This is a genomic window from Pseudarthrobacter defluvii, assembly GCF_030816725.1.
GTDB classification, from domain to species: domain Bacteria; phylum Actinomycetota; class Actinomycetes; order Actinomycetales; family Micrococcaceae; genus Arthrobacter; species Arthrobacter defluvii_A.
The window spans coordinates 4,014,138-4,038,785 of the sequence record NZ_JAUSYG010000001.1 but is presented as its reverse complement, the minus strand read 5'-3'; the positions used below and the strand labels follow the sequence as shown (position 1 = coordinate 4,038,785).

27 protein-coding genes are annotated in these 24,648 nt (G+C 66.8%); 15 read left to right on the top strand and 12 right to left on the bottom strand.

Annotated features, from left to right (window positions below; all coding sequences use genetic code 11):
• Nucleotides 1-42: 42 nt before the first annotated feature.
• Together QF031_RS18850 and QF031_RS18845 are read right to left on the bottom strand one after the other, a co-directional pair.
• Nucleotides 43-648 carry a M23 family metallopeptidase gene (locus QF031_RS18850; RefSeq protein WP_307431758.1) on the bottom strand — a complete coding sequence of 202 codons (606 nt, stop codon included), beginning with the start codon at nt 646-648 and terminating at the stop codon, nt 43-45.
• A 32-nt stretch (nt 649-680) separates the two neighbouring features.
• A complete protein-coding gene (locus QF031_RS18845; RefSeq protein ID WP_307431755.1) occupies nt 681-1,022 on the bottom strand; it encodes a YciI family protein in 342 nt (113 codons plus the stop codon).
• A gap of 148 nt (nt 1,023-1,170) precedes the next feature.
• Between QF031_RS18845 and QF031_RS18840 the strand changes: the two genes are divergently transcribed.
• From QF031_RS18840 to QF031_RS18820, 5 genes are all read left to right on the top strand, one after another.
• Complete coding sequence (locus QF031_RS18840) at nt 1,171-2,190, top strand: LacI family DNA-binding transcriptional regulator (RefSeq protein ID WP_307431752.1); 1,020 nt, start codon at nt 1,171-1,173, stop codon at nt 2,188-2,190.
• A gap of 151 nt (nt 2,191-2,341) precedes the next feature.
• Complete coding sequence (locus tag QF031_RS18835) at nt 2,342-3,178, top strand: DUF4397 domain-containing protein (protein WP_307431749.1); 837 nt, start codon at nt 2,342-2,344, stop codon at nt 3,176-3,178.
• Between the two features lie 113 nt (nt 3,179-3,291).
• Complete coding sequence (locus QF031_RS18830) at nt 3,292-4,065, top strand: class F sortase (RefSeq protein ID WP_307431748.1); 774 nt, start codon at nt 3,292-3,294, stop codon at nt 4,063-4,065.
• Between the two features lie 46 nt (nt 4,066-4,111).
• Nucleotides 4,112-4,726: an RNA polymerase sigma factor gene (locus QF031_RS18825; protein WP_307433502.1), complete on the top strand. Its 615-nt coding sequence runs from the start codon at nt 4,112-4,114 to the stop codon at nt 4,724-4,726.
• Complete coding sequence (locus QF031_RS18820; protein WP_307431744.1) at nt 4,713-5,552, top strand: anti-sigma factor; 840 nt, start codon at nt 4,713-4,715, stop codon at nt 5,550-5,552. The genes QF031_RS18825 and QF031_RS18820 overlap by 14 nt, the downstream gene beginning before the upstream one ends.
• On the opposite strand, the gene QF031_RS18815 is transcribed toward QF031_RS18820, so the two are convergent.
• Nucleotides 5,542-6,015, bottom strand: coding sequence for a hypothetical protein (locus QF031_RS18815; protein WP_307431741.1), 474 nt, complete (start codon nt 6,013-6,015; stop codon nt 5,542-5,544). The two genes, QF031_RS18820 and QF031_RS18815, sit on opposite strands and share 11 nt — an antisense overlap.
• Before the next feature lie 92 nt (nt 6,016-6,107).
• The gene (locus QF031_RS18810) at nt 6,108-6,254 is read right to left on the bottom strand and encodes an ANTAR domain-containing protein (RefSeq protein ID WP_307431739.1); all 147 of its coding nucleotides are present in this window, start codon (nt 6,252-6,254) and stop codon (nt 6,108-6,110) included.
• Between the two features lie 1,109 nt (nt 6,255-7,363).
• Between QF031_RS18810 and arfA the strand changes: the two genes are divergently transcribed.
• From arfA to QF031_RS18790, 4 genes are all read left to right on the top strand, one after another.
• On the top strand, nt 7,364-8,890 hold the full coding sequence (arfA, locus tag QF031_RS18805; RefSeq protein WP_307431736.1) for an arabinosylfuranosidase ArfA: 1,527 nt from the start codon (nt 7,364-7,366) through the stop codon (nt 8,888-8,890).
• A 59-nt stretch (nt 8,891-8,949) separates the two neighbouring features.
• Nucleotides 8,950-9,537, top strand: coding sequence for an HhH-GPD-type base excision DNA repair protein (locus tag QF031_RS18800; RefSeq protein WP_307431734.1), 588 nt, complete (start codon nt 8,950-8,952; stop codon nt 9,535-9,537).
• Nucleotides 9,537-10,541: a LacI family DNA-binding transcriptional regulator gene (locus QF031_RS18795; RefSeq protein ID WP_307431733.1), complete on the top strand. Its 1,005-nt coding sequence runs from the start codon at nt 9,537-9,539 to the stop codon at nt 10,539-10,541. Before QF031_RS18800 ends, QF031_RS18795 begins: the two co-directional genes overlap by 1 nt.
• Before the next feature lie 103 nt (nt 10,542-10,644).
• Nucleotides 10,645-11,202 (top strand): cysteine hydrolase family protein, encoded by a 558-nt coding sequence (locus QF031_RS18790; protein ID WP_307431731.1) that lies wholly within the window; start codon nt 10,645-10,647, stop codon nt 11,200-11,202.
• A 130-nt stretch (nt 11,203-11,332) separates the two neighbouring features.
• Here the strand turns inward: QF031_RS18790 and QF031_RS18785 are convergent, their stop codons facing one another.
• Entirely contained in the window at nt 11,333-13,264 is a 1,932-nt protein-coding gene (locus QF031_RS18785; protein ID WP_307431729.1) for an adenylyl cyclase, read from the bottom strand.
• Between the two features lie 164 nt (nt 13,265-13,428).
• Here QF031_RS18785 and QF031_RS18780 point away from each other — a divergent pair, with 164 nt between their 5' ends.
• A complete protein-coding gene (locus tag QF031_RS18780; RefSeq protein ID WP_307431726.1) occupies nt 13,429-14,481 on the top strand; it encodes a LacI family DNA-binding transcriptional regulator in 1,053 nt (350 codons plus the stop codon).
• 34 nt (nt 14,482-14,515) lie between these two features.
• On the opposite strand, the gene QF031_RS18775 is transcribed toward QF031_RS18780, so the two are convergent.
• The 5 genes from QF031_RS18775 to QF031_RS18755 all read right to left on the bottom strand — a co-directional run bounded on the left by QF031_RS18775 (nt 14,516) and on the right by QF031_RS18755 (nt 19,153).
• Nucleotides 14,516-14,965, bottom strand: coding sequence for a transferase (locus tag QF031_RS18775; RefSeq protein WP_307431723.1), 450 nt, complete (start codon nt 14,963-14,965; stop codon nt 14,516-14,518).
• A 93-nt stretch (nt 14,966-15,058) separates the two neighbouring features.
• The gene (locus tag QF031_RS18770; protein ID WP_307433499.1) at nt 15,059-15,718 is read right to left on the bottom strand and encodes a GntR family transcriptional regulator; all 660 of its coding nucleotides are present in this window, start codon (nt 15,716-15,718) and stop codon (nt 15,059-15,061) included.
• 121 nt (nt 15,719-15,839) lie between these two features.
• Nucleotides 15,840-16,871: a transketolase family protein gene (locus QF031_RS18765; protein WP_307431720.1), complete on the bottom strand. Its 1,032-nt coding sequence runs from the start codon at nt 16,869-16,871 to the stop codon at nt 15,840-15,842.
• Nucleotides 16,868-17,779 (bottom strand): transketolase, encoded by a 912-nt coding sequence (locus QF031_RS18760; protein ID WP_307431716.1) that lies wholly within the window; start codon nt 17,777-17,779, stop codon nt 16,868-16,870. Before QF031_RS18760 ends, QF031_RS18765 begins: the two co-directional genes overlap by 4 nt.
• A 36-nt stretch (nt 17,780-17,815) precedes the next feature.
• Complete coding sequence (locus QF031_RS18755) at nt 17,816-19,153, bottom strand: MFS transporter (RefSeq protein WP_307431714.1); 1,338 nt, start codon at nt 19,151-19,153, stop codon at nt 17,816-17,818.
• Nucleotides 19,154-19,338: 185 nt separating this feature from the next.
• Here QF031_RS18755 and QF031_RS18750 point away from each other — a divergent pair, with 185 nt between their 5' ends.
• The 4 genes from QF031_RS18750 to QF031_RS18735 all read left to right on the top strand — a co-directional run bounded on the left by QF031_RS18750 (nt 19,339) and on the right by QF031_RS18735 (nt 21,840).
• Complete coding sequence (locus QF031_RS18750) at nt 19,339-20,163, top strand: sugar phosphate isomerase/epimerase family protein (RefSeq protein WP_307431711.1); 825 nt, start codon at nt 19,339-19,341, stop codon at nt 20,161-20,163.
• A 160-nt stretch (nt 20,164-20,323) separates the two neighbouring features.
• Entirely contained in the window at nt 20,324-21,097 is a 774-nt protein-coding gene (locus QF031_RS18745) for an SDR family NAD(P)-dependent oxidoreductase (RefSeq protein WP_307431709.1), read from the top strand.
• 33 nt (nt 21,098-21,130) lie between these two features.
• Nucleotides 21,131-21,403 carry a hypothetical protein gene (locus QF031_RS18740; RefSeq protein WP_307431706.1) on the top strand — a complete coding sequence of 91 codons (273 nt, stop codon included), beginning with the start codon at nt 21,131-21,133 and terminating at the stop codon, nt 21,401-21,403.
• Nucleotides 21,400-21,840, top strand: a complete 441-nt coding sequence (locus QF031_RS18735) for an SRPBCC family protein (protein WP_307431704.1) — start codon at nt 21,400-21,402, stop codon at nt 21,838-21,840. The genes QF031_RS18740 and QF031_RS18735 overlap by 4 nt, the downstream gene beginning before the upstream one ends.
• Here QF031_RS18735 and QF031_RS18730 read toward each other — a convergent pair.
• Nucleotides 21,818-23,374, bottom strand: a complete 1,557-nt coding sequence (locus QF031_RS18730; RefSeq protein ID WP_307431701.1) for a carboxylesterase/lipase family protein — start codon at nt 23,372-23,374, stop codon at nt 21,818-21,820. The genes QF031_RS18735 and QF031_RS18730 overlap by 23 nt on opposite strands.
• A gap of 68 nt (nt 23,375-23,442) precedes the next feature.
• On the opposite strand from QF031_RS18730, the gene QF031_RS18725 reads away from it, so the two are divergent.
• Nucleotides 23,443-24,228: a GAF and ANTAR domain-containing protein gene (locus QF031_RS18725; protein WP_307431699.1), complete on the top strand. Its 786-nt coding sequence runs from the start codon at nt 23,443-23,445 to the stop codon at nt 24,226-24,228.
• On the opposite strand, the gene QF031_RS18720 is transcribed toward QF031_RS18725, so the two are convergent.
• On the bottom strand, nt 24,213-24,518 hold the full coding sequence (locus QF031_RS18720; RefSeq protein WP_307431697.1) for a hypothetical protein: 306 nt from the start codon (nt 24,516-24,518) through the stop codon (nt 24,213-24,215). The two genes, QF031_RS18725 and QF031_RS18720, sit on opposite strands and share 16 nt — an antisense overlap.
• Nucleotides 24,519-24,648 lie beyond the last annotated feature (130 nt).

Sequence of the window (24,648 nt, the reverse complement as noted above, 5' to 3'; positions counted from 1 at the left end):
ATCCTCCCGCGCCCCGCCTGCAACGGGCTTGCGGGCGCCCTGTCAGGCAGTCACAACTGTCCCGCTCCGCGGCAGTCCGCCTGGGAACGAGATGGGAACGGCGGAAGCCCGTTCGGGGTCCGCGGAGTCCATCGCCTGGATGTGCAGATGCGGTTCGGTGCTGTTGCCGGAGTTGCCGCACAGGCCTACAACATCGCCGGGGCGTACCAGCTGGCCCGGATGGACGCTGACGCTCCCGCGCTTGAGGTGGCACAGGGCGACGAACACGCCTTCGCTCCCGATGACCACGTGGTTGCCGGCCAGGCCCACCCAGCCTTCCCGTGCCCGCCCGGCCTGGGTGGCGGCATAGCCGATTGACGGGAAGCCGCGGAAAGCCGCATGGTCGGTCTCGCCGTCGTGGGCGACCTGGACCAGCCCGGACACCGGCGCCCTGACAGCCCTGCCGAACCCCGCGAAGTGTTCCGGCGGCTCGGGCCGGAACAGTGCGGCCAGGGTGATCCGGGCAGACCGCCCGTCTCCGTCCACCGGCGTGAAGTCGATCGCGTAGCTGCTGCCAAAAAGCCGCGTCCCGTGGCTGGGAACCCGGTCTGCGGGCGAGTTCTGAACCAGCCAGGGGCCCGTGAACGGGTACTCCAGCTGCACTGTCACTCCAGGTCCACCACGCGGGCCGGGTGCGGTGTTCAGCTGGCGGGGTCGTACTGGAAAGCCCGCACTTCCTGGGCGCAGCGGCAGGCCGCGGCGATTTTCGCGGCCCAGTGCAGCGCCGCATCGTAGCTGGGCAACTCCAGCACGGTGTAACCGCCTTCGATCTGCGCCGTCTGCGGGTAGGTTCCCTCCGTGACGGTTCCGCCGCCATCCACCATGACCGGCGGGACGCTCTCATCGATGCCGCCGCCGAAAACCCAGACGCCGGCGTCCTTTGCCTCCTGGACTACGGCATGCGCCGCATCGGCAACTTCCTGCAGGCCGCCGTCAGGGATGTCCATGACGCCGCTGGGAAACGAGATCAGGTACTTGGTCACTGGGCCGGCTCCTTCTGTGCAGACGCGGATCACCCTCATCCTTCCCACTGCGCCGGAGCCGCGCAAGCATCCATCCGCGATCGAACAGCAAAAATTTGCCCGCCGAAACACAGGCGGACGCAGGGGCCGCAACAGGCACAATAGGCACATGGCAAAAACCAGCAAGGGCCGGATGCCGCGCCTGGAAGACGTGGCCAAGGTGGCCGGCGTCTCCCACCAGACCGTCTCCCGGGTGGTGAACAACCACCCCAACGTCAGCAAGGCGACGCGGGAAAAAGTGGAGGCGGCCATCGCGGAACTGGGCTACCGCCGCAACACGGCGGCCCGGAGCCTGGTCACGCGGCGCTCGCAGACCATCGGCGTGCTGGCCAGCGAGCTCTCCCAGTACGGGCCGGCCAACACCCTGGTGGGGGTTGAACATGCCGCCCGCAACGCAGGCTATTTTGTTAGCATCGCCGCCCTGCGGGAAGTCAGCAGGGATGCCATCTCCGACGCCGTGGGCCACTTCATGGACCAGGCGGTGGACGGGATCGCGGTGCTGGTGCCGCATTCGGACACCCTCGCGGTGCTGGAACAGATGAATCTTCCCGTGCCCGTGGTGGCTGTGGGCTCCGCCGGCAGTGCTTCGGTGAGCGGGGCAATGGTGGACCAGCGCGCAGGGGCCAGGCTCGCCGTCGAACATCTCATCAGGGAAGGCCACCGGCAAATCGGGCACATAGCGGGCCCGCCGGACTGGACCGACGGCGCCGAACGTGCGGAGGGCTGGCGGGCTGCGCTCCGGGAGGCCGGGCTGGACGAGTCCCTGCTGGTGGAAGGGGACTGGAGCGCCGGCAGCGGCTACGCAATCGGACGGAAGCTGGCGGCCGGGCGCACCGCGACGGCCATCTTCGTGGGGAATGACCAGATGGCCCTTGGCCTGCTGCGTGCCTTCACGGAGGCGGGGGTGAAAGTGCCCGACGACGTCTCCGTGGTGGGTTTCGACGACCAGCCGGAGGCGGGGTACTTCACGCCCCCGCTGACCACCGTCCGCCAGGACTTCGAAGAGCTGGGCCGCCGCTGCATGGACATTATGCTCGAGGAAATCGAGTCGGGCGCCCCGGTGAGCTCCACCGTGGTTCCGCCGGAGCTCGTCCTGCGCGCCAGCACGGCCGCTCCGGCCTCCGCGTAAGGCCCCGGGCGGCCGCAAAAGGGCAGCCTGGAACTGCAGCAAAACCCGGATTAAAGAATCTCCATGAATCTGCATCCAAAACCCGGACTCCGCCGGTAGTAGGGGTGTCAGCAAAAAACGCCCGGCAACCGGGCCGTTCAAGGAGATGGACATGCGCAACACAATCTTCACCGCAGGTGCCGGTGCAGCAGCCATTGCAGCCGCAATCGCTCTGGCCGGTCCCGCCAACGCAGCAGACGGGGACGCCCAGCTTTCCGTGCTGCACGGGGTCCCCGGCCTGACCGTGGACGTCTGGGTCAACGGCGACCGCACACTTGACGATTTCACCCCGGGAACCCTTGCCGGTCCGCTGGCCCTTCCGGCCGGCACCTATGAGATTGCCATCACCGCAGCCGACGCCGCCGACGCGTCCGCCCCCGCCATTGGTCCCGTCAGCGTCAACCTGGCCGCCAACGGAAACTACACCGCCGCGGCCCACCTCGGCGCGGACGGCAAGCCCACGGCCAGCCTGTTCACCAACGACGTGTCCCAGATCCCGGCTGGCAAGGGCAAACTGACCGTCCGCCATGCCGCCGCCGCACCCGCCGTCGATGTCCTGGCCGGCGGTACCGCCGTCGTCACCAACCTGGCCAACCCGAACGAGCAGACCCTGACGCTCGATCCCGGGACCGTCCCGGCCGCAGTCGCCGCTGCCGGCACCACAACCCCCGTAATCGGCCCAGCCGATGTGGCGGTGGCCGAAGGGACCCACACCATCGTCTACGCCTGGGGCAGCCTGGCGGACCAGAACCTGAAGCTTGCCGTGCAGACCATCGAGGGCCTGCACTCGGCTCCGGCATCGGTGCCTGGCGCCCTCAACGGTTCCGCGGATGAAGACGGCGCGGGCTCCGCTGTTGTCACTGCCGGGCTTGGCCTGGCAGCCCTTGCCGTACTGGCCGGGGCGGTGGGTGTAACCCGCACGGTCCGCGCCCGCCGGGCAGAGCTTTAACGGTTCCGTCAGGACCGGCAAGCGCAGGGCCCGGCCGCGTACCCGCGGACGGGCCCCTGTGCCGGTTCCGTCAGTTGTTTGGTCCACGTAGGTTGCCAGGAAGGGCGGCGGGGATGAAGGCAAGCACGACGCCGGCAGGCGGGTACCGCCACCGGCATTCCTTGAGCGGCGCGGCGGCGCTGGTGGCCGGTGTGCTGGTTCTTTCCGGCTGCGGCTCCGCCAACCCCGCCGATTCCGGGCAGGCGACGGCTCCGGTCGGGGCCACCAGTTTGCCGGCTCCATCGAACGCCGCACCGCCGCAGGCCGCCACCCCGGCCGGAGCTGCCGCGTCCAGCCCAGCAAGCGTGTCACCGCCTGTTGCGTCGTCTGCTGGTGCCCCGTCTGCTGGTGCGCCGCCAGGGGCTGTCCCGGTTCGGCCGGCAACCCTGCCGCCCACTGCCGTGGCGCCGGCGCCCACCTCGCTCACCGTGGCCGGCACGGCCATCGACATGCCGGTGGTGCCCGGGGGAGTGTCGGCCGGGGGAGCGATGGAGATTCCTGATGCGTTCGACCGCGCCGCCTGGTACAAGTTCGGCCCGGCCCCCGGGGCAGCCGGAGGCACAGCCGTCATTGCGGGACACATCGACACTACATCGGACCGCGCGCCGTTCTCAGCGCTGAAGTCACTCGCGGCAGGGACTGTCATCCGCGTGGGACGCGAAGGTGCCCCTGCCCTCACCTACCGGGTGGTGGGTGTGGAACTGATGGCGAAGGACAAGTTCGACGGCACCTCGCTGTTCCGCCGGTCGGGACCGCACGAACTCAAGCTGGTCACGTGTGGAGGCAGATGGCTGGACGAGCGGATGGACTACAGCGACAATGTGATTGTCACCGCAGTCCCTGCGTGAGACCAGGTCCGGAATGAACCAGTTCCTGCAGGGCCGGTGGCCCGCCATGTATCTCGTCGCCGAAGCCGGGAGGGAGCCGCCTGTGACGCTTTCCGGGCACGCCTCCCACGGATGGGATGACCAGCTGACCGCGGCCTTCCAGTCCGGCGATGAGCATGCGCTGGCAGCGGCCTACCGCGAGTTCGCGCCCCTGGTGCACACATTGGCCCTCCGGTCCTTGGCGGACCGCGCTGCGGCGGACGACGTGACCCAGGAAGTCTTCATCCGGGTATGGCGCTCGCGGAGTACCTTCAACCCGCAGGTGGCCCGGCTCCCGGCATGGATCGTGGGGATCACCCGCAACGCCATTGCGGATGCCCAGCAGTCCTCGGCCCGTGAAGCGCGCAAGGCATATGCTGCTGCCGGAGCCGGCATGGCCGGGGATCCGGGGCCGGGAGCGGAGGCCGCGGAAACCCTGGCGGACCGACTGCTGCTGGACGGTGAACTGGAGAGGCTGGGCGAGCCCCAGGGTTCCATCATGAAGCTTGCCTTCTACGAGGACCTGACGCACGAACAGATCTCGCGGAAACTGGACCTGCCGCTTGGTACCGTCAAGAGCCACATCCGCCGCAGCCTGACCCACCTGAGAAGCAGATTGGAGGTAGACCATGCCGCATCTTGATCCGGAACAGTTGAGCCTCCTTGCCCTGTACGACGACTGGGAGGACCCGGCAGGCCGGGAACACCTCCTGGCCTGCCCCGAATGCGCCGCCGACTACGCTGCCCTGCGCCGCACGGTGGACGCGGTGAGGACAACGCCGGACACCAGCCGCCTGTCCGTCCCCGGGCCCCAGGTCTGGGCCGGAATCCATCGGGAACTTGGCCTGGCCGAGTCTGTGCGGGAGGACCCCCTCGCGTCGGAAGCGCCGAAGGAAGGCGCGGCCGGGGACGGCGCCTCAACTAAAGTCGCCGCAACTCCTGCGGCCACGCCGGCACCCGGGGACGTGCCGCCGTCGAACGTTGTCCCCCTGGGTGCGCCCAGGAACGGCGCCCGGACGAAGGGCGCCCGGCGCAAGGCCGTCTGGTGGCAGCACCCGGGGACGTGGCTGGCAACAGCGGCAGCCGCTGCCCTGGTGGTTTTCGGCGTTGTCTCAGTGATGGACCGCCCGCCCCAGCCGCAGGAACTGGCCGCGACGGAGCTGGCCCCGTTGCCGAAGCATTCAGCTGCGGGAACGGCCAAAGTGGTGGCGGCCGCGGATGGTTCCCGCAGCCTGGAGGTCAGCCTGGACAAGGATGAAGCCAAGGGCTACCAGGAGGTGTGGCTGATCGCCCCGGACCTTTCCAAGCTGGTCAGCCTCGGCGTCATGAACTCCACCTCGGGAACGTTCCAGGTGCCCGCCGGCCTGGACCTTTCCCAATACCCGGTGGTGGATGTGTCGGACGAGCCCATGGACGGCAATCCCGCCCATTCCAGCGTGAGCATCGCCAGGGGAACCTTTACGTCCTGATCCGTGCCCGGGCCCACGCGGAGATCCTGCCCGATTGAGCGACGGCGGCAGCGGCAACCAGAGCAGCACCGGCATGCAGGTACAGCATCAGGTGGAGGGAGTGCGCGGCAGGCGTACCGCCCGACGACGGCGCGTCCGGAGTGGTCCCGGCGCCATGGTCATGGCCCGGCAACGGGACGGCGGTGGCGGTTGAGAATGCGCTGAGGGCGAGGTGCAGGATTTGCTGCGCGACGGCGGAGGCCGCCAGGACAGCCCAGCCCGGCCGTTGCGGGGGTGCAAGCCGCTCCAGGAGTACGGCGCCAAGGCCCAGCAGCGCTGCCAGCGCAACCACGATGACGACGGCCGGCGACTGTCCTCCACCTGCAACATGCGCTGCCAGCCCCAGCAAGGTAGCGAATGGTCCTGCCAGCCAGGCAAGGGCACTGGTGCGGGTGCGCGGAACGGCTGACTGCGTGCTCTCCATCCGCCTGCCTCCCGCGCTCCTGGTCCTCATTGTTCCCTACCCATTCGGGGGCGGGTGAACCGAGCTGCGGGCTGGCTGGTGTTCGGGGGAGACTAGCGTCCGAAGTGCGAGTGCGGCGCGCCTTCCGGCAAGCGTTCCAAGATGTCTTCGGCCACCTTGCGCACCTTGATGTTCCGGTGGCTTGATGCCTTGGCGAGGATGGAAAACGCCTCCTGGTAGGAGCACCTGTTCTGGGCCATGATCACTCCGCAGGCCACATTGATGGAGGTGCGGGCGGCTGTCCAGCGCCGAGCGGAGGTCGGTGGCCAGCGAGCGGGCGGTGTGCAGGTTGATGGCCATCTGCAGGCTCTTGGTCGCCAAGGTGGCGAAGGTGCGTGCTTCGGCGATGACCTGGAGCGGGAAGGCCTTTGCGTCCTGCGCGAAGAAAGCAAGCGCCGCGCTTGACTGGCCAAGTTCCGTGTTGCCGGGGATCCCATCGTCTGCCGGGACGTCAGCGTCCATACGGAGCCGTACTGCAAGGGCGCTGCCGAACCCGGCTGACTGCAGCTGGCCAGAGTACTGGCGCCAGCGGAAATCCCCATTTCTCTGGAGCACCGCCACGGGGTGGCCGCCGGACATCACGTCGGTCACCGGCCCCTCGGCCGTGTCGAGTTCCCAGCCCAGCAGGCGGACCACTTCCCCTGAGGTTCCGGTGATGGCCGGGCTCCGCTTGGGCTGTCGCAGCACCAGGCCGCAGCCAACATCAAAGCCGGCGGTCCTGACCACGTGCGCGGCTGATGCTGCCACCAGCAGGTCCAGGGAATCGGCCAGGGTCTGTGCGCCGTTGACCAGGTCCAGCAAAAGGCCTGGATTCGTGGGGCTGGCATCGTGACCGGCACCCGGCAGGGGTGCGCGGCCCGTTCGGGCACCCGAAGGGGCAAGAGGGCCGGCGACGGCTGGGGGAGAGCCCTTGGTCTCGAAGGACTCCTCGTCGCCGGCCCCGCCTATTACCCGTGTCCTAGGGACCGGGAAGCCTGGGCCTGTGTGTCGTGCGCGCATTGCTGGTCCCACACCCCCCTAGTGAGCCAAGTACCGAGAACCAGAACAGGTCTTGTCTCTGGTAAAGAAACCTAATTGCCCGCCAGCCCCGGTGAACGCGTAGCTGGTACCTGTCTTTTCGATTAGGTAGTACTTGGAGGACCTGCGGCCGGACGTCATTCGATGGTTGCCGCAGGTCAAAAGGCCGTCCAGTCCCTGGCGCCCACCCGGAGGTATGCCAGTCGCTGCGGAAAAAACCCCTTGACTCGGGAAGGGTGACCCCCAAGAATATCTTCTATAACGTTGTAAAAACCAAACTGAGGATACCTTCGTGACCCAGCCAGAACCCGCTGCAGCAAAAATCACCATTGACCCCTCGTTCGCCGTGGGGCCCGTCCGCCGTCGTACGTTCGGAGCTTTCGTTGAGCACCTGGGCCGGTGCGTGTATACCGGCATCTTCGAGCCGGACCACCCGGACGCGGACGAGGACGGGTTCCGCAAGGACGTCCTGGCGCTGACCCGCGAACTGGGGGTCTCCACCGTCCGCTACCCGGGCGGCAACTTCGTCTCCGGCTACCGCTGGGAGGACGGGGTGGGCCCGGCGGACCAGCGGCCCGTGCGGCTGGACCTGGCCTGGCATTCCACCGACCCCAACAAGGTGGGCGTGGACGAGTTCGCCAAGTGGTCGGCCAAGGCCGGGGTGGAACCCATGATGGCCGTCAACCTGGGCACCCGCGGCGTCCAGGAGGCGCTGGACCTGCTGGAGTACTGCAACATCGACGGCGGCACCGCCCTTTCCGAGCAGCGCCGGGCCAACGGTGCGGCCGACGGCTACGGCATCAAGATGTGGTGCCTGGGCAACGAGATGGACGGTCCGTGGCAGATCGGCCACAAGAACGCCCTGGAGTACGGCCGGCTCGCCGCCGACACTGCCCGTGGCATGCGCATGGTGGAGCCGGACCTTGAGCTGGTGGCCTGCGGCAGCTCCGGGCCCACCATGTCCACGTTCGGTGAGTGGGAGCGCGTGGTCCTGTCCGAAACCTACGAATTGGTGGACCTGATCTCCGCGCACCAGTACTTCGAGGACTTCGGCGACCTGCAGGAACACCTTGCTGCCGGCCACAAGATGGAAGCCTTCATCCGCGACATCGTGAGCCACATCGACCACGTGAAGTCGGTGAAGAAGTCCACCAAGCAGGTGAACATCTCTTTCGATGAGTGGAACGTGTGGCACATGAGCCGGGACGAATCCAAGGTACCCACCGGCAAGGACTGGCCGGTGGCGCCGGTCCTGCTGGAGGACACCTACACGGTGGCGGACGCCGTGGTGGTGGGCGACCTCCTGGTCACGCTGCTCAGGAACACGGACCGCGTCCACTCGGCCAGCCTGGCGCAGCTGGTGAACGTCATCGCGCCCATCATGACTGAGCCCGGCGGGCGGTCCTGGAAGCAGACCACCTTCCACCCCTTCGCCCTGACCTCCCGGCATGCGTCCGGCACGGTGCTGCAGCTCGCCGTCGAGTCCCCGCTGGTCAGCGGCGGCAAGACCGAGGGCTTCGCTGCCCTGTCCGCCGTCGCCACGTATGACGCGGACAAGGGCGAGGCCGTGGTGTTTGCGGTCAACCGCTCGGCCGACTCGGCGCTTACCCTGGACGCCGCGGTGGCCGGCCTGGGCAGCGTCCGCGTGGTCGAGGCGGTGACCTACGCCAACAAGGACCCGTATTGGCAGGCCAGCGCGGACGATTCCACCTCCGTCCTCCCGTCGGAGAACGGAACAGTAAAGGTCGACGGCGGCCGGCTGACCGCCGAGCTTCCGGCAGTGTCCTGGTCCATGATCCGGCTGGCCGTCGAGGCCTGATCCAACCGGCTGGAAGGGCGGGGGCGACCTTGTGACGACGGCGGCCCGCAGATGGGAGGATGGACGGCATGGAACTGCACATCACGGGGGATCCCGCTGCGGACAAGTTGTTGAGTGAGGACGCCTTCGCCCTGCTGACCGGCATGTTGCTGGACCAGCAGGTCACCATGGAATCAGCCTTTGCCGGTCCGGAAAAGATCCGGACCAGGATCGGGTCGCTGGAGCCAGGAGCCATTGCCGCCCATGATCCCGCCGCGTTCGTGGAGATGTTCAAGGAGCGCCCCGCCGTCCACCGCTTCCCCGGTTCCATGGCCGCGCGCGTGCAGGCGCTCGCTGCCGCAGTCCAAAGCGAGTGGGACGGCGACGCTGCGGCCATCTGGACCAAAGGTTCGCCGGACGGCGCCGAGGTGCTGCGCAGGCTCAAGGCACTGCCCGGCTTCGGGGAACAGAAGGCCAGGATCTTCCTGGCCCTGCTCGGCAAGCAGCGCGGCCTCGAAGCGCCGGGGTGGCGCGAAGCCGCAGGCCACTACGGCGAGGACGGCAGCTACCTGTCGGTGGCGGACATCGTGGACCCGGAGTCCCTGGCCAAGGTCCGCGCCAGCAAGCAGGCCGCCAAGGCCGCGGCGAAGGCAGGAAAAGAACGTTAATGGCCGTCACCATGAATGACGTTGCGAGGGCTGCGGGTGTTTCCCTCAAGACGGTTTCCAACGTCCTGAATGACTACGAGTTCATCCGCCCGGCCACCAAGCAGCGCGTGCAGGATGCCATCGCGGAGCTGGGCTACGAGGCCAACCTCACCGCCCGCAGCCTCCGGTCCGGGAAGACCTCCATGCTGGGCCTGGTCCTGTCCGACCTCTCCGCGCCCTACTACGCAGAGCTGGCGTCCAAGCTGATGAAGGCCGCCTCCCGCCACGGCTACAGGGTGATGGTGGAACAGTCCGACGCTGAGGCTTCCGTTGAACTCGGCGCCCTGCAGGGGACCTTCCGCCAACTCACCGACGGTCTGCTGTTCACGCCCCTTGTGGTGGACGCGGACGCCATTGCCGAGCGCGCCGGCACGAAGCCCCTGGTGATGCTTGGCGAGCACATCATGGACCCGCGCTTCGACCTGGTCACCATGAAGAACGAGGAAGCAGCAGCCGCGCTCACCCGGCACCTGCTGGCGTCCGGCCGCCGTCGTATTGCCGTGGTCGGGGCGAACACCGGGGAGTCCGCCGGGACGGCAGGCCTGCGCCTGAACGGCTACCGGAAGGCGCTGGGCGAGGCAGGGGTTCCGTACGACGCCGCGCTGGTCGCCCCTGCCGAGTGGCGCCGCGACACAGGTGCTGCCGCCGTCGCCGGGCTCCTGGACGGGGGAGTGGAATTCGACGCGGTCTTCGGACTCAACGACGTCCTGGCGCTCGGTGCCATGCACGAACTGCTGATCCGCGGGGTGAAGGTTCCGCAGGACGTGGCGGTGGCCGGCTTTGATGACATTGACGAAGCCCGCTTCGCTTCACCGTCCCTGACCACCGTCTCGCCGGGGATGGACGAGATCGCGGAGCGGTCCATCAGCCTGCTGCTGGACCGGATCGCCGGCCGTGAGACGTCCGAACACGGCGTTCATGTTGAGGCCGGCTTCGAACTCGAAGTCCGGGAGTCCGCGCCCTAGCCGAGCTGCCGCTTTTTTTCGTCACCGGCCCCGGACCCGGGTTTCGCCCGCGCTGCCGGCGGGTACCTTTCAGAGAAACCGGCTCAACGAGGAAAGGTGCCACATGATTGCCCTCCTGGTCATCGACATGCAGAACGCATTCTTCGAGACACCCGAACTGGCAGCCCAGCAGGAACGGGTGGTCAGCGAATGCAACAGGCTGCTGGAAGGGTTCAAGGCAGCCGGACACAATGCCCTCCTGGTGGGCACTGAACACGAGCGGGACAAGTCCACCTGGACCCTCAGCATGCTCGATGACGACCAGGGCTTCATTTTCCGCGGCAGCGAGCAGGCCCAGTCGGTACCGGGCCTCATGACCGAGGACCTGCCCCAGTTGAACAAGACCAGGGACAGCGGCTTTGTGGGCACCAATTTGCTGGCCCGGCTGCGGAACTGGGGCGCCGACGAGGTGGTTCTCGCCGGCGTTTCCACCCACAACTGCATCGCCCAGACCGCTGCCGACGCTTTCGCGCATAACATCCGGGTCACCTACGCCAAGGACGCCATGGCCTCCGAATCCGACCAGGACGCCGCCGACATGCTTCGCATCCTCTCCGCCACCTACCGCCAGCCCATCCAGTCCAGCGACGAGATCCTCGCCCGCCTCAGCGAGGCAAAGTAGCCGCTGAGTCTCCCCTGCTTTAGGGAAGGACGACGGCGTGTCCCGGCCAATCGCCGTCGTGCCCCTGGGCGCGGTGCCAGCCCCGACGGCCGGCACCGCGCCTTCTGCTTTTGCTGGCTAATAACCAGGTTTAGCCGAAGTCAGCTACGTAACTCGGCACGCCGACGGCGTCCGTGGACACCGGTGCTCCGGTGTTGTTGACAACGTGGTCCAGTGTTCCGGCACCGAGGTTCACCGTCAGCAGGCTGTGCAGCTTCACGCCGGGCGTCACCGGGACCTCGAAGCCGCGGGTGGCGTGGATGGTGGGGTCCACGTTGTTGTACACATAGCTGCCGCCGCCCCAGAGTTCATGGGTTTTGACGGAGTCCGAGACCTTGTACCCGGCCCAGCCGAGGACCCCGTCGTGCTGCCACGCAGACTGGTTGGGGGCGTCGTAAGGCAGTTCGTTCTGGAAGAAGACGGTCTTGCCGTCTTCACCGTTCCAGATGACGTTGTACTCCTGGTAGTGCTCCACGAACAGGCCCGTGGCAGTGACGTTGTCGCCGTTGACGACCACGCCGTTCCTGCCGGTGTTGCTGGTCCAGCCCACGCCGTTGCCGTGGTCCGCGCGCCAGGCCCAGATGTGGTCCAGGAGGACATTGTCGCTGTTGACTTCCAGGCTGACCGAGGCCTTGCCTATGTGGGGCCCGCCGATGCGGAAGAAGACGTCATGGAGCGTGGTGGGGTTGGCCGGATCGCTGTGCACGGCCGAGTTGCCCGGCCCACCCCCTGCGCCCGGGATCGTCCTGCCGATCCGCATCAGGGCGGGAGAATTTACCTCGCCCGCGTCCATGGTGACGGCGGCGATGTCCACGCCGGGGACGTCCGCCACGGTCAGGGGAACTGATCCGTTGACGGCCGTCAGTGTTGCCATTCCAAGTCCAAGGACCACCGTTCCGGCCCGCTTGACCTCGATGCTCCGGTCAACGTCGTAGACCCCGGGGGTAAGGAGCAGGTTCTTTCCACGGGCCAGCTGGCTGTTGATGGTCTGCACTGAATCGCCGGGCCTTGCGATGTAGAAGTCGGCCAACGGTATGCTGCTGCCCGCAGTGGGACCGTTTTCCCACGTGGTGCCCGCAGAGTCCTGGCGGACGGCGGGTACGAACACGCTGTACCCGCCGGCCGGATCCACCGTCAGGTAGGGCTTCTCCCGGCTGATGGGAGTCTTGTCCAGGGTGGTGTACGGCGGGTCCGGGAAGGAGTCTGCGGGCGCACCGTCTACGCCGGAGAAGACCTGGTTCCACACTCCGTTGGACCAGCTTCCGATGCTGCTGTTTCGCACCAGGTACTGCTGCTGCGACCCATTGATGACGGCGCCCGTCTTGGAGTCCGCGATGAAGCCGCCGCTGGCGTATTGCGGGCCGGCGGTGCAGTAGTCCATCAGGGAGAGGTTGCCGCCGGTGATGTTGACCCTGCGCATCGGCGAGGCCTGGGAGGCCGCCCAGAAGTTGGCGGAGCTGCGGCAGCCTTCGAGACCCGTGACATTGATGGTGAGGTTGGACAGCGAGCGCCAGAAGTTGTTCAGGGCGATGCAGTTGTCCGCGGTGAGGCACCGGTTGTAGACGTCCACGTGCCCGTTGATGGTGACATCCGTGGGAGCAGCGCCTAACCCGGCCACCTCAGTGGAGTAGCCCACCTGGACGATGAGCGGCTCTTCGGGAGTGCCGTAAGTTCCCGGCTTGAACAGCAGTGAGTAACGCTTTGAACCCATTTCATCGTCCACCTGTTGGGCGGCGATCGCATCAACCGTGGCCTGGATCTGCGCCACCGGCATGCCGGGGTCGAAGACGTACGTATTGGGTCCGAACGGGTTCTGCGGTGTCTGTGCCGGGGGCGTTGGCGACGCCGGTGCCTGCTGTGCTGGTGCCGTGGACGGGGCTGACGGCGCGGCCTGTGCCGGAGCGGTCCCGCCGGCGGCGAAAAGTCCAACGAGAAGGGCGGTGGCGGCGGCAACGGTGCCTGGACGATGCCGGCGCTGGGCCGGGAATGGTCTGGGTGCGTCAGGGCGTAAGGCTAGCGGCATTGCTGGTCCTGTCATTCGATAATGGACGACTCCGTCAGCTGCGGTGGGCAACCATGGATCCGGTAGTGAGAGCGCTCCCACCGGTGAAGAGTAGCACCGCCCTTCAGCGCCAGCAAGGGTTGCGCAAGCGTCCGCATACCCATGGGTGTCGTAATGTCGGTGGAGTGAACCAGAAGATCACCCGGCCTGCGGCAGTCAGGGAGGGACGGCCGAATCCGACCCTGGAGGACCTCGCGTCAGCTGCCGGGGTGTCACGCTCCACGGCTTCCCGTGCTATCAACGGCGGATCGAAGGTGAGCGCGCAGGCCCAGGCCGCCGTCGACGCCGCCATTGTGGCACTGGGCTACACCCCCAACCGTGCTGCTCGGAGCCTGGTCACCCGGCGGACGGGATCAGTGGCCCTTGTCATCCCCGAACCCGACGCCCGGGTGATGATGGACCCGTACTTCGCGGCCGTCATCACGGGGGTGAACCAATCCCTCCGGGACACCGATCTGCAGCTGGTCCTCTTGATGTCCCGGGCGGGGGACGATTCTTCCCGGACGCTCCGCTACCTGCGCGGCGGCCACGTGGACGGCGCCATCGTCGTGTCCCATCACCGTGCCGATGACTGGGTGGAAAGCCTGGCTTCCACCGGGCTGCCTACCGTCTTCATCGGCAGGCCGTGGGACGGGAAGTCCGGGCTTCCGTTTGTGGACCTGGACAACTTCGAGGGCGGCAGGCTGGCGGCCCGCCACCTTGCCGGCATCGGCCGTACCCGCCTCGGAACTGTTGCCGGCCCCAGCGACATGACGGCCGCCGTCGACCGGCTGGAAGGCTGGATGCAGGGGCTCAAGGAGGCCGGCCTGCAGCCCGGGCCCGTCGTTTACGGGGACTTCACGACGGCGGGCGGCGCGGACGCAGCGAGGAGCCTTTTGGCCCGGGCGCCGGAGCTGGACGGAGTTTTCGCTGCCTCGGACCTCATGGCGCTCGGCGTGGTGGACCTGGTGCGGGGCATGAAGCGGCGTGTGCCGGAGGACGTTGCGGTTGTGGGCTTCGACAACCACGCCATCCTCAGTGCGGACGGACTCGGCCTTACAACGGTTGCCCACCCAGTAGCGGAAATGGCCGCAGCAGCAGGACGCCTTTTGGTCAACGCCATTGAAAATCAGGGGCAGCAACTGGAACCGGTCATTTATCCGGCGGAACTGGTGGTGCGCGGGAGCACCTCCGGTTGACTGCCAGGCTCCCCGGGTGCGTTCAGGGACGGAGTCAGGCGGCCATTCCGCCCTTCGTCTTCCGGTGTTGCCGGTGCCTTGCCGGGGCCAGCCGTGTATGCGCTCCGGCGAGGACCTCACTGCCATCGGGTACGGTGCTGTCGGAATCCAGGTGGACGCCATGCTCCACCAGGACGCTGGAGCCGATCCGCGAATGGCTGCCAATGTGCACGCGGTTGCCGATAACTGTGCCCCGTCCGATGCGCACGCCGTCGCCAATCACGGTGCGGTCGCCAATCACCGCGCCCCTGTCGATCCAGGTTCCGTGTCCAATCCGGCAGCCTGAGCCCACCTGTGCCCCGTGCTCCACATAGGTCATGGGGCCTATCCGGGCGCTGTCCGCCACGCTGGCCCCCGGAGCTATGAGGCCGCCGCCGTTGTCATGGCGGCTGTACCGGGTGACCTTCCCGGCGTCGTCCTCGACTGACACAAACTTTGCGGTCATTCCATCCCTCGATACCACCGCGGTTATTTACCGCGCAGTAGGTTAACGGCCGGAAGGGCGCCGGGATTCCCGAACAGGACCCAGAAAAGGAGGTTAAGCCACCAGGTTGGCGGCGGCGGAATCCATGTGTTCCAGGATGGTCTTTCGGGCCAATGTGGCGTCACCGGTGTCGATGGCGGCCACGATGTCCTTGTGGCGGTCCACGCTCATGTTGCTGACCCCCTTCTCCTGGCCGGCGAACATGATGGACATCCGGATGGAGCCCTCCAATGATTCCCAGGAGTGGAGGAGTGTCTCGTTTCCGGTGAGCCGGCAGAGCGTCCGGTGGAACTCAAGATCCGATTCAATGCGTTCCTTGAGGGTGCCCTTGGTGGTTTCGGTCATCGCGTCGATGGCGCTGTGCAGCGAGTCGGTGACGTGCTGCCGGTCAGGAAGTTCGCAGAGGGTCCGCGCGGCCAGTGATTCCAGGGCGGCCCGGACGGCGAAGATGTCCCGGATTTCCTTTTCGTCCAGATGGCGGACGGAGAGCCGGCCGCGGGGTCCGGCGGACAGGAGGCCTTCCTGCTCCAGCTGGCGGAGGGCCTCGCGGAGGGTGCCGCGGCTGATCTGCAGCATCTCGGACAGTTCGGTTTCCACCAGGTGCCGGCCGGGTTCCAGCTCACCGCTGGTGATGGCGGTCCTCAGCGCCGAGAGCGCCTGCTCGCGCAGGCTTTTCTTTTCCAGTCCCAGCAGCGGGGCGGTCAGTCCGGCCATGGCTTCTGTCCTCAATGTCATAAGTCGACTGTTTACAGTCGGTAGTGGTTTCGATAGTACGACAGAAAGCGCGGCACTGGCCGGGACCGGTGCCGCGCTTTCCGGATTTGTCCTGCTGCCCTTAACCGAGTTCGGCGAGGACCTTGGCCACGATGCGGTCCACCGAAAGGCCGTAGCGGTCGTGCAGGGTGGGAAGTGCGCCGGCGTCGAGGAACTGGTCCGGCAGTCCGATGGGCACCACGCGCTTGCCTACTCCGGCGGTGACGACGGCGGAGGCAACAGTTTCGAACAGGCCGCCCACCATGGAGTGGTTCTCCAGGGTGACGGCCAACCGGTCGGTGTTGACCTCCTTGAGGACGGTCCCGGCGTCGAACGGCTTGATGGTAGGGGTGTGCACGACGGCGACGTCCACGTTGTGTGCAGCCAGGGCCTTGGCTGCCTGCAGGGCGCGCATGGTCATCAGGCCGGAGGAAATGAACACCACGTCGTTGCCGCCGCGAAGCACCTTTGCCTTGCCGAGCTCGAAGGTGTAGTCGTACTCGTCCAAAACCGTGGGCACGTTGCCGCGCAGCAGCCGCAGGTAGGTGGGACCTTCGGAGGCTGCGAGCTGCGGGACGGCCTGCTCGATGTCCACTGAGTCGCAGGGGTCCACGATGGTCAGGTTGGGCATGCCGCGGAAGATCGCCATGTCCTCGGTGGCCTGGTGGCTGGGACCGTACCCGGTGGTAAGGCCGGGCAGGCCGCCCACGATGTTGACGTTCAGGTTCGGTTCCGCAGCGTCGAGGCACAGGAAGTCATAGGCGCGGCGGGCCGCGAACACGGAGTAGGTGGACGCGAACGGAACCAGGCCGGACTCGGCCAGGCCGGCGGCGGCGCCGAACAGCAGCTGCTCCGCCATGCCCATCTGGAAGAACCGCTCCGGGAAGGCCTTGGCGAAGATGTGCATGTCCGTGTACTTGCCCAGGTCCGCGGTCAGGCCCACGATCTTGTCGTTCTCCTGTGCGGCCTTGACCAGGGCATGCCCGAACGGTGCGTTGGCGGTCTTCTGGCCCGGGTCGGCGAAGGAGGCGATCATCGCCGAGGTCTTCAGCTTCGGCTTGGCGGCTGCGGTGGTGGCTGCAGGTGCCGAAGCGGCCTTGGTGGTGGTGCTCATGCTGAAGCCTTTCCTTGGTAACCGGCGGTGAGCTGTTCGCGGCAGATCTGCCATTCGTGTTCTTCGATGCGCATGAAGTGCGCCTTTTCGCGGTTTTCCAGCAGCGGCACGCCGCGGCCCACCTTCGTGTCGCACAGGATCACGGAGGGACGCCCGACGGCGCCGGCCTGGGCAGCTGCGTTGTCGAACGCTTCGAGCAGCGCGCCGACGTCGTTGCCGTCCACCCGCTGGGTGTACCAGCCGAAGGATTCCCACTTCTCCGTGACCGGCTCGGTGCGCAGGACCGTTTCCGTCTTGCCGTCGGCCTGGAGGGCGTTGATGTCCACCATGGCCGTCAGGTTGCCCAGCTGGTGGTGGTGTGCACCCATGGCGGCTTCCCAGGTGGAGCCTTCGTCCAGCTCGCCGTCGGAGAGGAAGTTGAACACCCGGGCGGAAGAGCCCTGGTAGCGCAGGCCCAGGGCCATGCCGACGGCGATGGTCAAACCGTGCCCCAGGGAGCCGCCGGAGATTTCCATCCCCGGGGTGTACGTTGACATCCCGGACATCGGCAGCCGGGAATCGTCCGAGCCGTAGGTCTCCAGTTCCTCCACCGGGACGATGCCGGCTTCGGCGAGGGCCGCGTAGTGGCCGATGGCGTAGTGGCCGGTGGAGAGCAGGAACCGGTCGCGGGCTTCCCAGTGCGGGTCCTCGGCGCGGAAGCGGAGCTGGTCACCGTAGACCGTGGCGAGCATGTCCGCAGCGCCCAGGGCCTGGCCCACGTAGCCCTGGCCCTGCACCTCACCCATGTTCAGGGCGTGGTGCCGGATCCGGTACGCGGCGGCGCTGATCTGGTCCACCCGCTCCGGGGTCACTGCGGTCTGCAGTGTTTGTCCCTGCGGGGCGGCGTCCTGGACGGTATCTGTAGGCATTGCTTGCTCCGTGGTCGTTTCGTGCGTGGTGGTCATTCAGGCGTTGACGGTGTTGGGGGTGCTTTTGGTGGCTTCCTCAGCCAGTTCGCGTTCGCGCTTGCCCCAGGTTTCCCGGGTGGCGACGGCGGCCCAGAGACCGATCAGGGCATAGCCGCCGAAGAGCAGTGCCGGGCCCATCCAGCCGAAGCTGACGAACAGCAGGGTGGTGATGAACGGGGTGAAGCCGGACACCATGGCCGAGATTTGGTACGCCAGGCTGGCGCCGGAGGCGCGGGTCTTGGCCTGGAAGAGTTCCGGGAACCAGGCGCCCTGGGCACCGGCCAGGGAGTTCTGGCATACCGCGTAGGAGATCACGATGGTGAGGATGATGGCGATGAACAGGCCGGTGTTGACCAGCAGGAACATCGGAATGGCGAACAGTGCGGCGAAAGCGGTGGACCAGACGTACAGCGGGCGGCGGCCGATGCGGTCCGTCAGTGCGGCCCAGGCCTGGGTGGCGAAGATGCCGATGGCCGAAGCGATGCAGAGGGCGATCAGGGTCTGGCTCTTGTCCGCCAGGTGCTGGCTGTTGAGGTAGGAAATCATGTAGGTGATGGACACTGCGTAGCCTGCGGTCTCGGCGATGCGGAGGCCGATGCCCTTGACGATGTTGCGCCAGTCGGTCTTGATGACCTCAACGATGGGGGCCTTGACGATGGCGCCGCTGTCCTTTACCTCATCGAACACCGGGGACTCGGGGACCTTGGAGCGGATGACCAGGCCCACGATGACCAGCAGGATGCTTGCCAGGAACGGGATGCGCCAGGCCAGTTCGTTGCCGAGCTGGACGCTGAACAGGAAGGTCAGGTTGGCCAGCAGCAGGCCCACGGGGAAGCCGGCCTGGACGATGCCGGTGTACTTGCCCTTGGCCTTCCAGGGTGCGTGCTCATAGCTCATCAGGATCGCGCCTCCCCATTCCGCGCCGAAGGCAAGGCCCTGGACGATGCGGACAAACACGAGGAGTGCGGGAGCGAGTAGGCCGACCGCAGCGTACGTGGGGAGCAGGCCGATGGCGAAGGTGGCCAGACCCATCAGGATGAGAGAGGCGACAAGGACGGGCTTGCGGCCCACCTTGTCACCGAGGTGGCCGCCGATGATGCCGCCCAGCGGGCGGGCTGCGAAGCCAACGCCAAGGGTGGCGAAGGAAGCGAGCGTGCCGGTGACGGGATCTGTTCCGGGGAAGAATGCTGTGCCGAAATACAGTGCGGCAGCGGTGCCGAAGCCGATGAAGTCATACGTCTCGATTACGGCCCCCACGCCGGATCCGATGGCAACTCGCCTTGCGTCCTTGGTGCCGTGGACCGGACCGCGCATGGTCAGAGCATCTTTGCTCATGGTGGTTCCCTTTCGAAAAGCGGCTGGAGGAGATCCGCCGCTGTCGACTGTTAACAATTAATGGCTCCAGTGTGACCCACATCATCCCCACTGTCAACAGTCAACTGTGAGAGTTGACTGTTGACAGTTAACGCCGCTACTGTGGTGCCCATCACTAAAGCTCGGCACGAACCAGAGGATCAACGATGTTCCATTCCAGACTCGGGTGTTCATCCATCAGCTTCCGGCACGAGGACCTGGGCGGGGCCCTGCACACCATGAAGGAACTGGGCTTCGAAGAGATAGATCTGGGGGCCCTCCCCGGCGTTTGCGATCACGTTCCCTATGAACTCGACACGGCCGCGGTGGAGGCTGTCTCCGCCGAGGTCAACGCGTCCGGACTGCGGGTCCGCTCGGTCAACGGCGACGTCGGGGACCTCAATAAAGTGCTCGACGCCGACGGGCACGCAGCGCGGGAGCGCCACCTTGACGCGCTGCTCAGCCTCACCGCCAACATCGGCGCGAAGGCCCTCGTCCTTCCCTGCGGCGCACTGGACCACACCCCGGTCCGGAGCGTCGAAGAGGATCTGGACCTCGTTGCCGCCCAGCTCATTGGTGCCGGACAGCGGGCGGCGGAGTTCGGCGTCGAACTCTGGACAGAATCCCTGCACTTCTTGCGGTTCTGCTGGAACCTGGAACGCGCGGGACTCCTGGCCGACCGCCTTGCCGGTTCCGGCGTCGGGATCGTCATGGACTTCAGCCACATTGTGGCTGCCGGGGAGGATATCCAGGCCTACCTGGACCGGCACACCGGCCGGATCAGCCACGTCCACCTGCGCGATGCCGTGCCGGGGAACATCAACCTCAGCGTCGGCAACGGGGACGCCGACTTCGCCGGCGGCCTCAAGCGGCTCGCCGCAGACGGCTACACCGGCCACTTCTCGCTCGAACTGGAAACCCGGGACGTCACCAACGACGAACGCCCGGCCGCCGCCGCCAAGGCAGCAAGCTTCATCACCGACCTCATCTGAGCCCCACCTGCGTAGATGCCGTTGGGGACCCCATAACGACAACTACGTGGGCCCCTGCCGGCGAGGGCCCCGACCTGAGCTTGCGAAGGTTGGGAGCCGGTAGGGAGCAATCGATCCACCCAAACAAGCGATCCACCAAAACAATTCAAGGAGCACCACCATGACCACCATCCAGCGCACCGCCGTCCTAACCGGAGCAACCTCCGAGCGGGGCATCGGCATCACCGCCGCCCGCCGCTACGCACGTGAAGGGTGGGGCATCGTCATCCTGGACCTCGACGGCGAGAAGTCCGCCAAGGTCGCTGCCGAGATTGGCAACGAATTCAACGTCCCCGCCTTCGGCCACGAGATCGACGTTGCCAACGAAGCCTCAGTCACGGCAACCCAGGCCGCCGTCGCCGCCGAAGTTGCCGCCGGCAACCTGCCGCCCGTTGGCGCCCTGGCCAACATCGCCGGCATCACCTCGCCCATCCCGTTCCTGGAGACCACGCTCGAGCTGTGGCACAAGGTCATGGACGTCAACGCCACCGGCACCTATCTGGTGACCAAGGCCTTCCTGCCGGACATGATCGAAAACGGCTGGGGCCGGATCGTGAACATGTCCTCCGTCTCGGCGCAGCGTGGCGGCGGCGTCTTCGGCAAGGTCCCCTACTCCGCGGCGAAGGCGGCAATCCTTGGCTTCACCAAGGCGCTGGCCCGCGAACTGGGCGCCACGGGTGTCACCGTCAACGCCATCACCCCCGGCGCCGTGGACACCAACATCCGCGTGGGCAGCACCGAGGAGCAGGAAGCGGCCATCAACGCGGGCATCCCGCTGGGCCGCAACGCCACTACTGAGGAAGTGGCTTCCGTGATCACCTTCCTGTCCTCGGAAGACTCGGCCTACCTCACCGGCACCACCATCGACATCAACGGTGGCAGCCACATCCACTGACAGCTCCGCGAACCCGGAGCACCAGGGAGTGCCATGAAGCCTTATCCTCACTATGCCTGGGCCCAGCTGATTGGCGTGCCGGTAGAAATCAGGCGTGATTCTGACGTTGTACGCTCCGGCGTGGTGGATGACGCCATGCCGGAGCCCGCCGCCTTGTGGCTCGCGGCTGACTCCGGCGGCGGCCGGGAACTGTTCACCGCCGCCGAGGGGTACCAGGTGTGGATCCTGCCGCAGCCACTGGATGGCAGGCTCTGCTACAAGATGGCAGCCGACCAGTTGCAGGGTGCTCCTACACTGGGACGATGATCACAGTCACCGGAAGTGTGGAAACCAACCTGCCCGCGGAGAAGGCCTTTGCCTTCATGAGTGAGTTTGAGAACACCAGCAAGTGGGACCCCAACACCCCCGTCATGGACAAGCTCACCCCGGGGCCGGTGGCTGTGGGGCACAAGTACCATGCCGAGTCCGAGTTCCGGGGAAAGCGCCAGACCCTGGTTTATGAGGTCATCGAGCTGACCGCCAACCACATCAAGCTGCGCGGCGAGAACAAGACGGTCACGGCCTTCGACTCAATCGACGTCAGCCCCAACGGGACGGGCTCGGTGGTGAAGTACACGGCCGAGTTCAGCATCAACGGGCCGGCCAAGATCATCCAGCCGCTCCTGAAGCCTGCCTTCAACTCCCTGCGGGACCCGGCGCTCAACGGGATCCGGGACACGCTTAACTCGCTGGCAGCATCCTGACCCCTTCAAAGAACTCCCTGATCCCATGCCGGGGGTCGGCCTCAAGGCGGGGCCCGTCGTCGAGCACCATGGTGGTGCCCTCCTGCCCGTACCCGGCCCAGGAAAGCCCCTCCGCGCCTGGATTTCCCGTGCGCGCGAAGGACGCCCAGGCTCCGCTCATGGCGTCGCTGAGTGGCTTGGGCGCTTTGCCGCGGGTGAGGAAGGCTGCTTCGGGAATGTCCAGGTGCCTGAAGACGAAAGGGATATCCAGGGCGTGGCAGGCGCCGAGCCTGCCGCCCATAGCGGGGCTGCGCCACGTGAACAGGTAGGCGAACGTGCTACCCGCCACGCCGTTGCGTTCAGCCAGCCGGCGCAAAGCCAGGAGCCTGTTGCTGGGTTGGCGGTAGACGGAATCGGCAATGGCGGACTCCAGCAGTTCCTTGCCTGACGGCGGGCGGTTCAATACCTGGGCAAGGGCCTCCGCATAACCCGGTGCCGCGGCAGCCGGAATCCCCGCCCCGGCCAGCACGGCGGCCGCGCGGTCCGGGTAGTCCGGATCATTTGCTGCAGGCGGGCGCATCTCGACGGCGAAGGAGCCCTCGTTGAGGTTGGTGCCGACCAGCAGGTCTACCCCTCTGCTGAGCCCGTTGCGGATACTGTCCAGTGGCGGCTCCGGCAGCGACGGCGTGCCCACCGTGGGCTGGAACGGCAGGGGAACCGCAAAGGATTCGGCAGCAACGCGCCGCTCCACGGCGGCCTGGGCCTCGAGCAGCCGCTCCACCGGGAGGGCCGGCAGCGCCTGGGCGGAGGAGGCGTCGAGGCCGCACAGCTCCAGGAACAGTGAACTGATGCGGGCGGACTCCTCCGGCCGGCGGTACCGTTCCGCGGTGCCGCTTTGCATGATGGCGCGACGGAACAGCCCTTCCGACGCCGGCATGCCCAGCAGGGTTCCGATCGCTGCGGCGCCTGCGGACTCGCCAAAGACGGTGACGTTTGCGGGGTCGCCGCCGAAGGAGCCGATGTTCCGGCGGATCCAGCGGAGCGCCTCCAGTTGGTCCAGCAGGGCAACGTTGGACGAGTCCTCGTACCCGGTACCCAGCAGGTCGGCCAGGTGGAGGAAGCCCAGGGCGCCCAAGCGGTAGTTGATGGACACCAGCACCACGCCCCCCGCGGCGGCCAGCCGGGCGCCGTCGTACATCGCGTCACTGTTGGCGCCCAGAAGGTAGGCGCCGCCGTGGATCCAAACCATTACCGGCCTGGCCGGGCCATCCGTCCCCGGTGTCCAGATGTTCAGGTTGAGGCAGCCGTCCTCGTCCCAGCTGCGCGGCTTGGCCTCCGGGGGCGCGGCGGACTCAGGGTTCTGGGGTGCAGCGGCGCCGGGTACGGTGCAGTCCAGCACTCCCTGCCACGGCTCCACCGGGACCGGCGGCCGGAAGCGGTTGGCACCCGACGGCGGCCCGGCATACGGGATGCCAAGGAACCGGTGGATAGGGGTCCCGTCAATGTCCAGGGCGGTGCCCCGGACGGATCCGACGGGGGTGGAGAGGCGCGTCATGGTTGACAGGTTACGGCGTCGGCGCAGGTAGGCTGGCATCACCGTCCGGCAGTGGGCGGCCACGAACTGTGGCTATAACTACTGTCCGGGAGGTAAAACCCGTGCTCAATGCCGGCGTCCCTGAAGGTGAGAACTTCGCAGACGTTGCACTGCATCTCCAGGAGTCGTTCCTGCAAAACCCCGAAGTTGAGGCATTCCTTCGGAACCTGGCGGAATATGCCGCATCCAGGCTCGGCTCTCCGGATCACGAATGCACCTGCGAAATTATGATACTGCGGCCCAAGAAACCCGTGGCCAGTGCCAGCAGCAACGCCGGCGCACCACTGATTACCCTGCTGGAGTCCGAGCAGGGCGACGGCCCGGGGCTGGCGGCCATGCGGACTGGCGGTACTGTGCTGGTGGCAGACCTGCGGCGGGAGCAGCGGTGGCCCGGGTACGTCCGGGCGGTCCGGAGGCAGGGATTCCTTTCGGTACTGAGCATTCCGGCAGCGCTGGAGGAGGACGCCCGGGGCGTTGTGACCTTCTACTGCTCCCAGCCGCTTGAAGCGGCCCATGACGGGATTCATGCTGCCGAGGCCTTTGTGCGGCGGGCATCCAAGGGCCTGAAACTCGCCCTGCGCATGCTCAAGCTGGAGGAGACCAAGGAGGGCATGAGCGCTGCCATGCAGACCCGCACCGTAGTCGACCTGGCCACGGGGGCCATCATGGCGCAGAACCGCTGCAGCCAGGCCGCCGCCTTCAAGCTGCTGCGGAACGCATCCAGCACCAGGAACATGAAACTCCGGGAAGTTGCCGCCGCTGTAATCACGTCAGTGGCAGGGGCCGCGGATACCTTCACCTACTTCGACGAGTAGGGGTCCTTCCGTTCCGGATCATGCCGCTCCGGCCGCAGCAGGAACAGGGCGGAGCCACTGAACGGAGCCCGCAGCGGCAGGCCCTCGGCAACGCAGTGCTCGTTCACTGCCTGCGCCAGCGCGTCGCGCTCCTTGGGGGAAAGGGTGGCCTCGCCTGCACAGTATTCCCTGATGAGCTGCTCGGAGGCATCCCCGCCCAGTCCAACAAACTCCAGCCACAGTTGCGCCAGATCCAGCCGGTGCTCCTTGATGACGGCACCTGTCAGCGCCTGTTGGTCCTCCGCTTCCATTGTCCCGTCCTAGCCTTTGGTTACACTTCTACGATTGGACTTCGGAACCGGCAGGCGGGCGGATGGGCGAATCAGGAAATATTTTGGCGCCACCGCCGCCCGCCGTGGGACTTTTGCCCCTAGGCAGTCA

Excerpts from the sequence above, each read along its gene's own strand:
- QF031_RS18840 (WP_307431752.1), top strand. The coding sequence starts at position 1,171 with ATGGCAAAAACCAGCAAGGGCCGGATGCCGCGCCTGGAAGACGTGGCC.
- QF031_RS18835 (WP_307431749.1), top strand. The coding sequence starts at position 2,342 with ATGCGCAACACAATCTTCACCGCAGGTGCCGGTGCAGCAGCCATTGCA.
- QF031_RS18830 (WP_307431748.1), top strand. The coding sequence starts at position 3,292 with ATGAAGGCAAGCACGACGCCGGCAGGCGGGTACCGCCACCGGCATTCC.
- QF031_RS18825 (WP_307433502.1), top strand. The coding sequence starts at position 4,112 with ATGTATCTCGTCGCCGAAGCCGGGAGGGAGCCGCCTGTGACGCTTTCC.
- QF031_RS18820 (WP_307431744.1), top strand. The coding sequence starts at position 4,713 with ATGCCGCATCTTGATCCGGAACAGTTGAGCCTCCTTGCCCTGTACGAC.
- QF031_RS18815 (WP_307431741.1), bottom strand. The coding sequence starts at position 6,015 with ATGGAGAGCACGCAGTCAGCCGTTCCGCGCACCCGCACCAGTGCCCTT.
- QF031_RS18810 (WP_307431739.1), bottom strand. The coding sequence starts at position 6,254 with ATGGCCCAGAACAGGTGCTCCTACCAGGAGGCGTTTTCCATCCTCGCC.
- QF031_RS18800 (WP_307431734.1), top strand. The coding sequence starts at position 8,950 with ATGGACGGCATGGAACTGCACATCACGGGGGATCCCGCTGCGGACAAG.
- QF031_RS18795 (WP_307431733.1), top strand. The coding sequence starts at position 9,537 with ATGGCCGTCACCATGAATGACGTTGCGAGGGCTGCGGGTGTTTCCCTC.
- QF031_RS18790 (WP_307431731.1), top strand. The coding sequence starts at position 10,645 with ATGATTGCCCTCCTGGTCATCGACATGCAGAACGCATTCTTCGAGACA.
- QF031_RS18785 (WP_307431729.1), bottom strand. The coding sequence starts at position 13,264 with ATGCCGCTAGCCTTACGCCCTGACGCACCCAGACCATTCCCGGCCCAG.
- QF031_RS18775 (WP_307431723.1), bottom strand. The coding sequence starts at position 14,965 with ATGACCGCAAAGTTTGTGTCAGTCGAGGACGACGCCGGGAAGGTCACC.
- QF031_RS18770 (WP_307433499.1), bottom strand. The coding sequence starts at position 15,718 with ATGGCCGGACTGACCGCCCCGCTGCTGGGACTGGAAAAGAAAAGCCTG.
- QF031_RS18765 (WP_307431720.1), bottom strand. The coding sequence starts at position 16,871 with ATGAGCACCACCACCAAGGCCGCTTCGGCACCTGCAGCCACCACCGCA.
- QF031_RS18760 (WP_307431716.1), bottom strand. The coding sequence starts at position 17,779 with ATGCCTACAGATACCGTCCAGGACGCCGCCCCGCAGGGACAAACACTG.
- QF031_RS18755 (WP_307431714.1), bottom strand. The coding sequence starts at position 19,153 with ATGAGCAAAGATGCTCTGACCATGCGCGGTCCGGTCCACGGCACCAAG.
- QF031_RS18750 (WP_307431711.1), top strand. The coding sequence starts at position 19,339 with ATGTTCCATTCCAGACTCGGGTGTTCATCCATCAGCTTCCGGCACGAG.
- QF031_RS18745 (WP_307431709.1), top strand. The coding sequence starts at position 20,324 with ATGACCACCATCCAGCGCACCGCCGTCCTAACCGGAGCAACCTCCGAG.
- QF031_RS18740 (WP_307431706.1), top strand. The coding sequence starts at position 21,131 with ATGAAGCCTTATCCTCACTATGCCTGGGCCCAGCTGATTGGCGTGCCG.
- QF031_RS18735 (WP_307431704.1), top strand. The coding sequence starts at position 21,400 with ATGATCACAGTCACCGGAAGTGTGGAAACCAACCTGCCCGCGGAGAAG.
- QF031_RS18730 (WP_307431701.1), bottom strand. The coding sequence starts at position 23,374 with ATGACGCGCCTCTCCACCCCCGTCGGATCCGTCCGGGGCACCGCCCTG.
- QF031_RS18720 (WP_307431697.1), bottom strand. The coding sequence starts at position 24,518 with ATGGAAGCGGAGGACCAACAGGCGCTGACAGGTGCCGTCATCAAGGAG.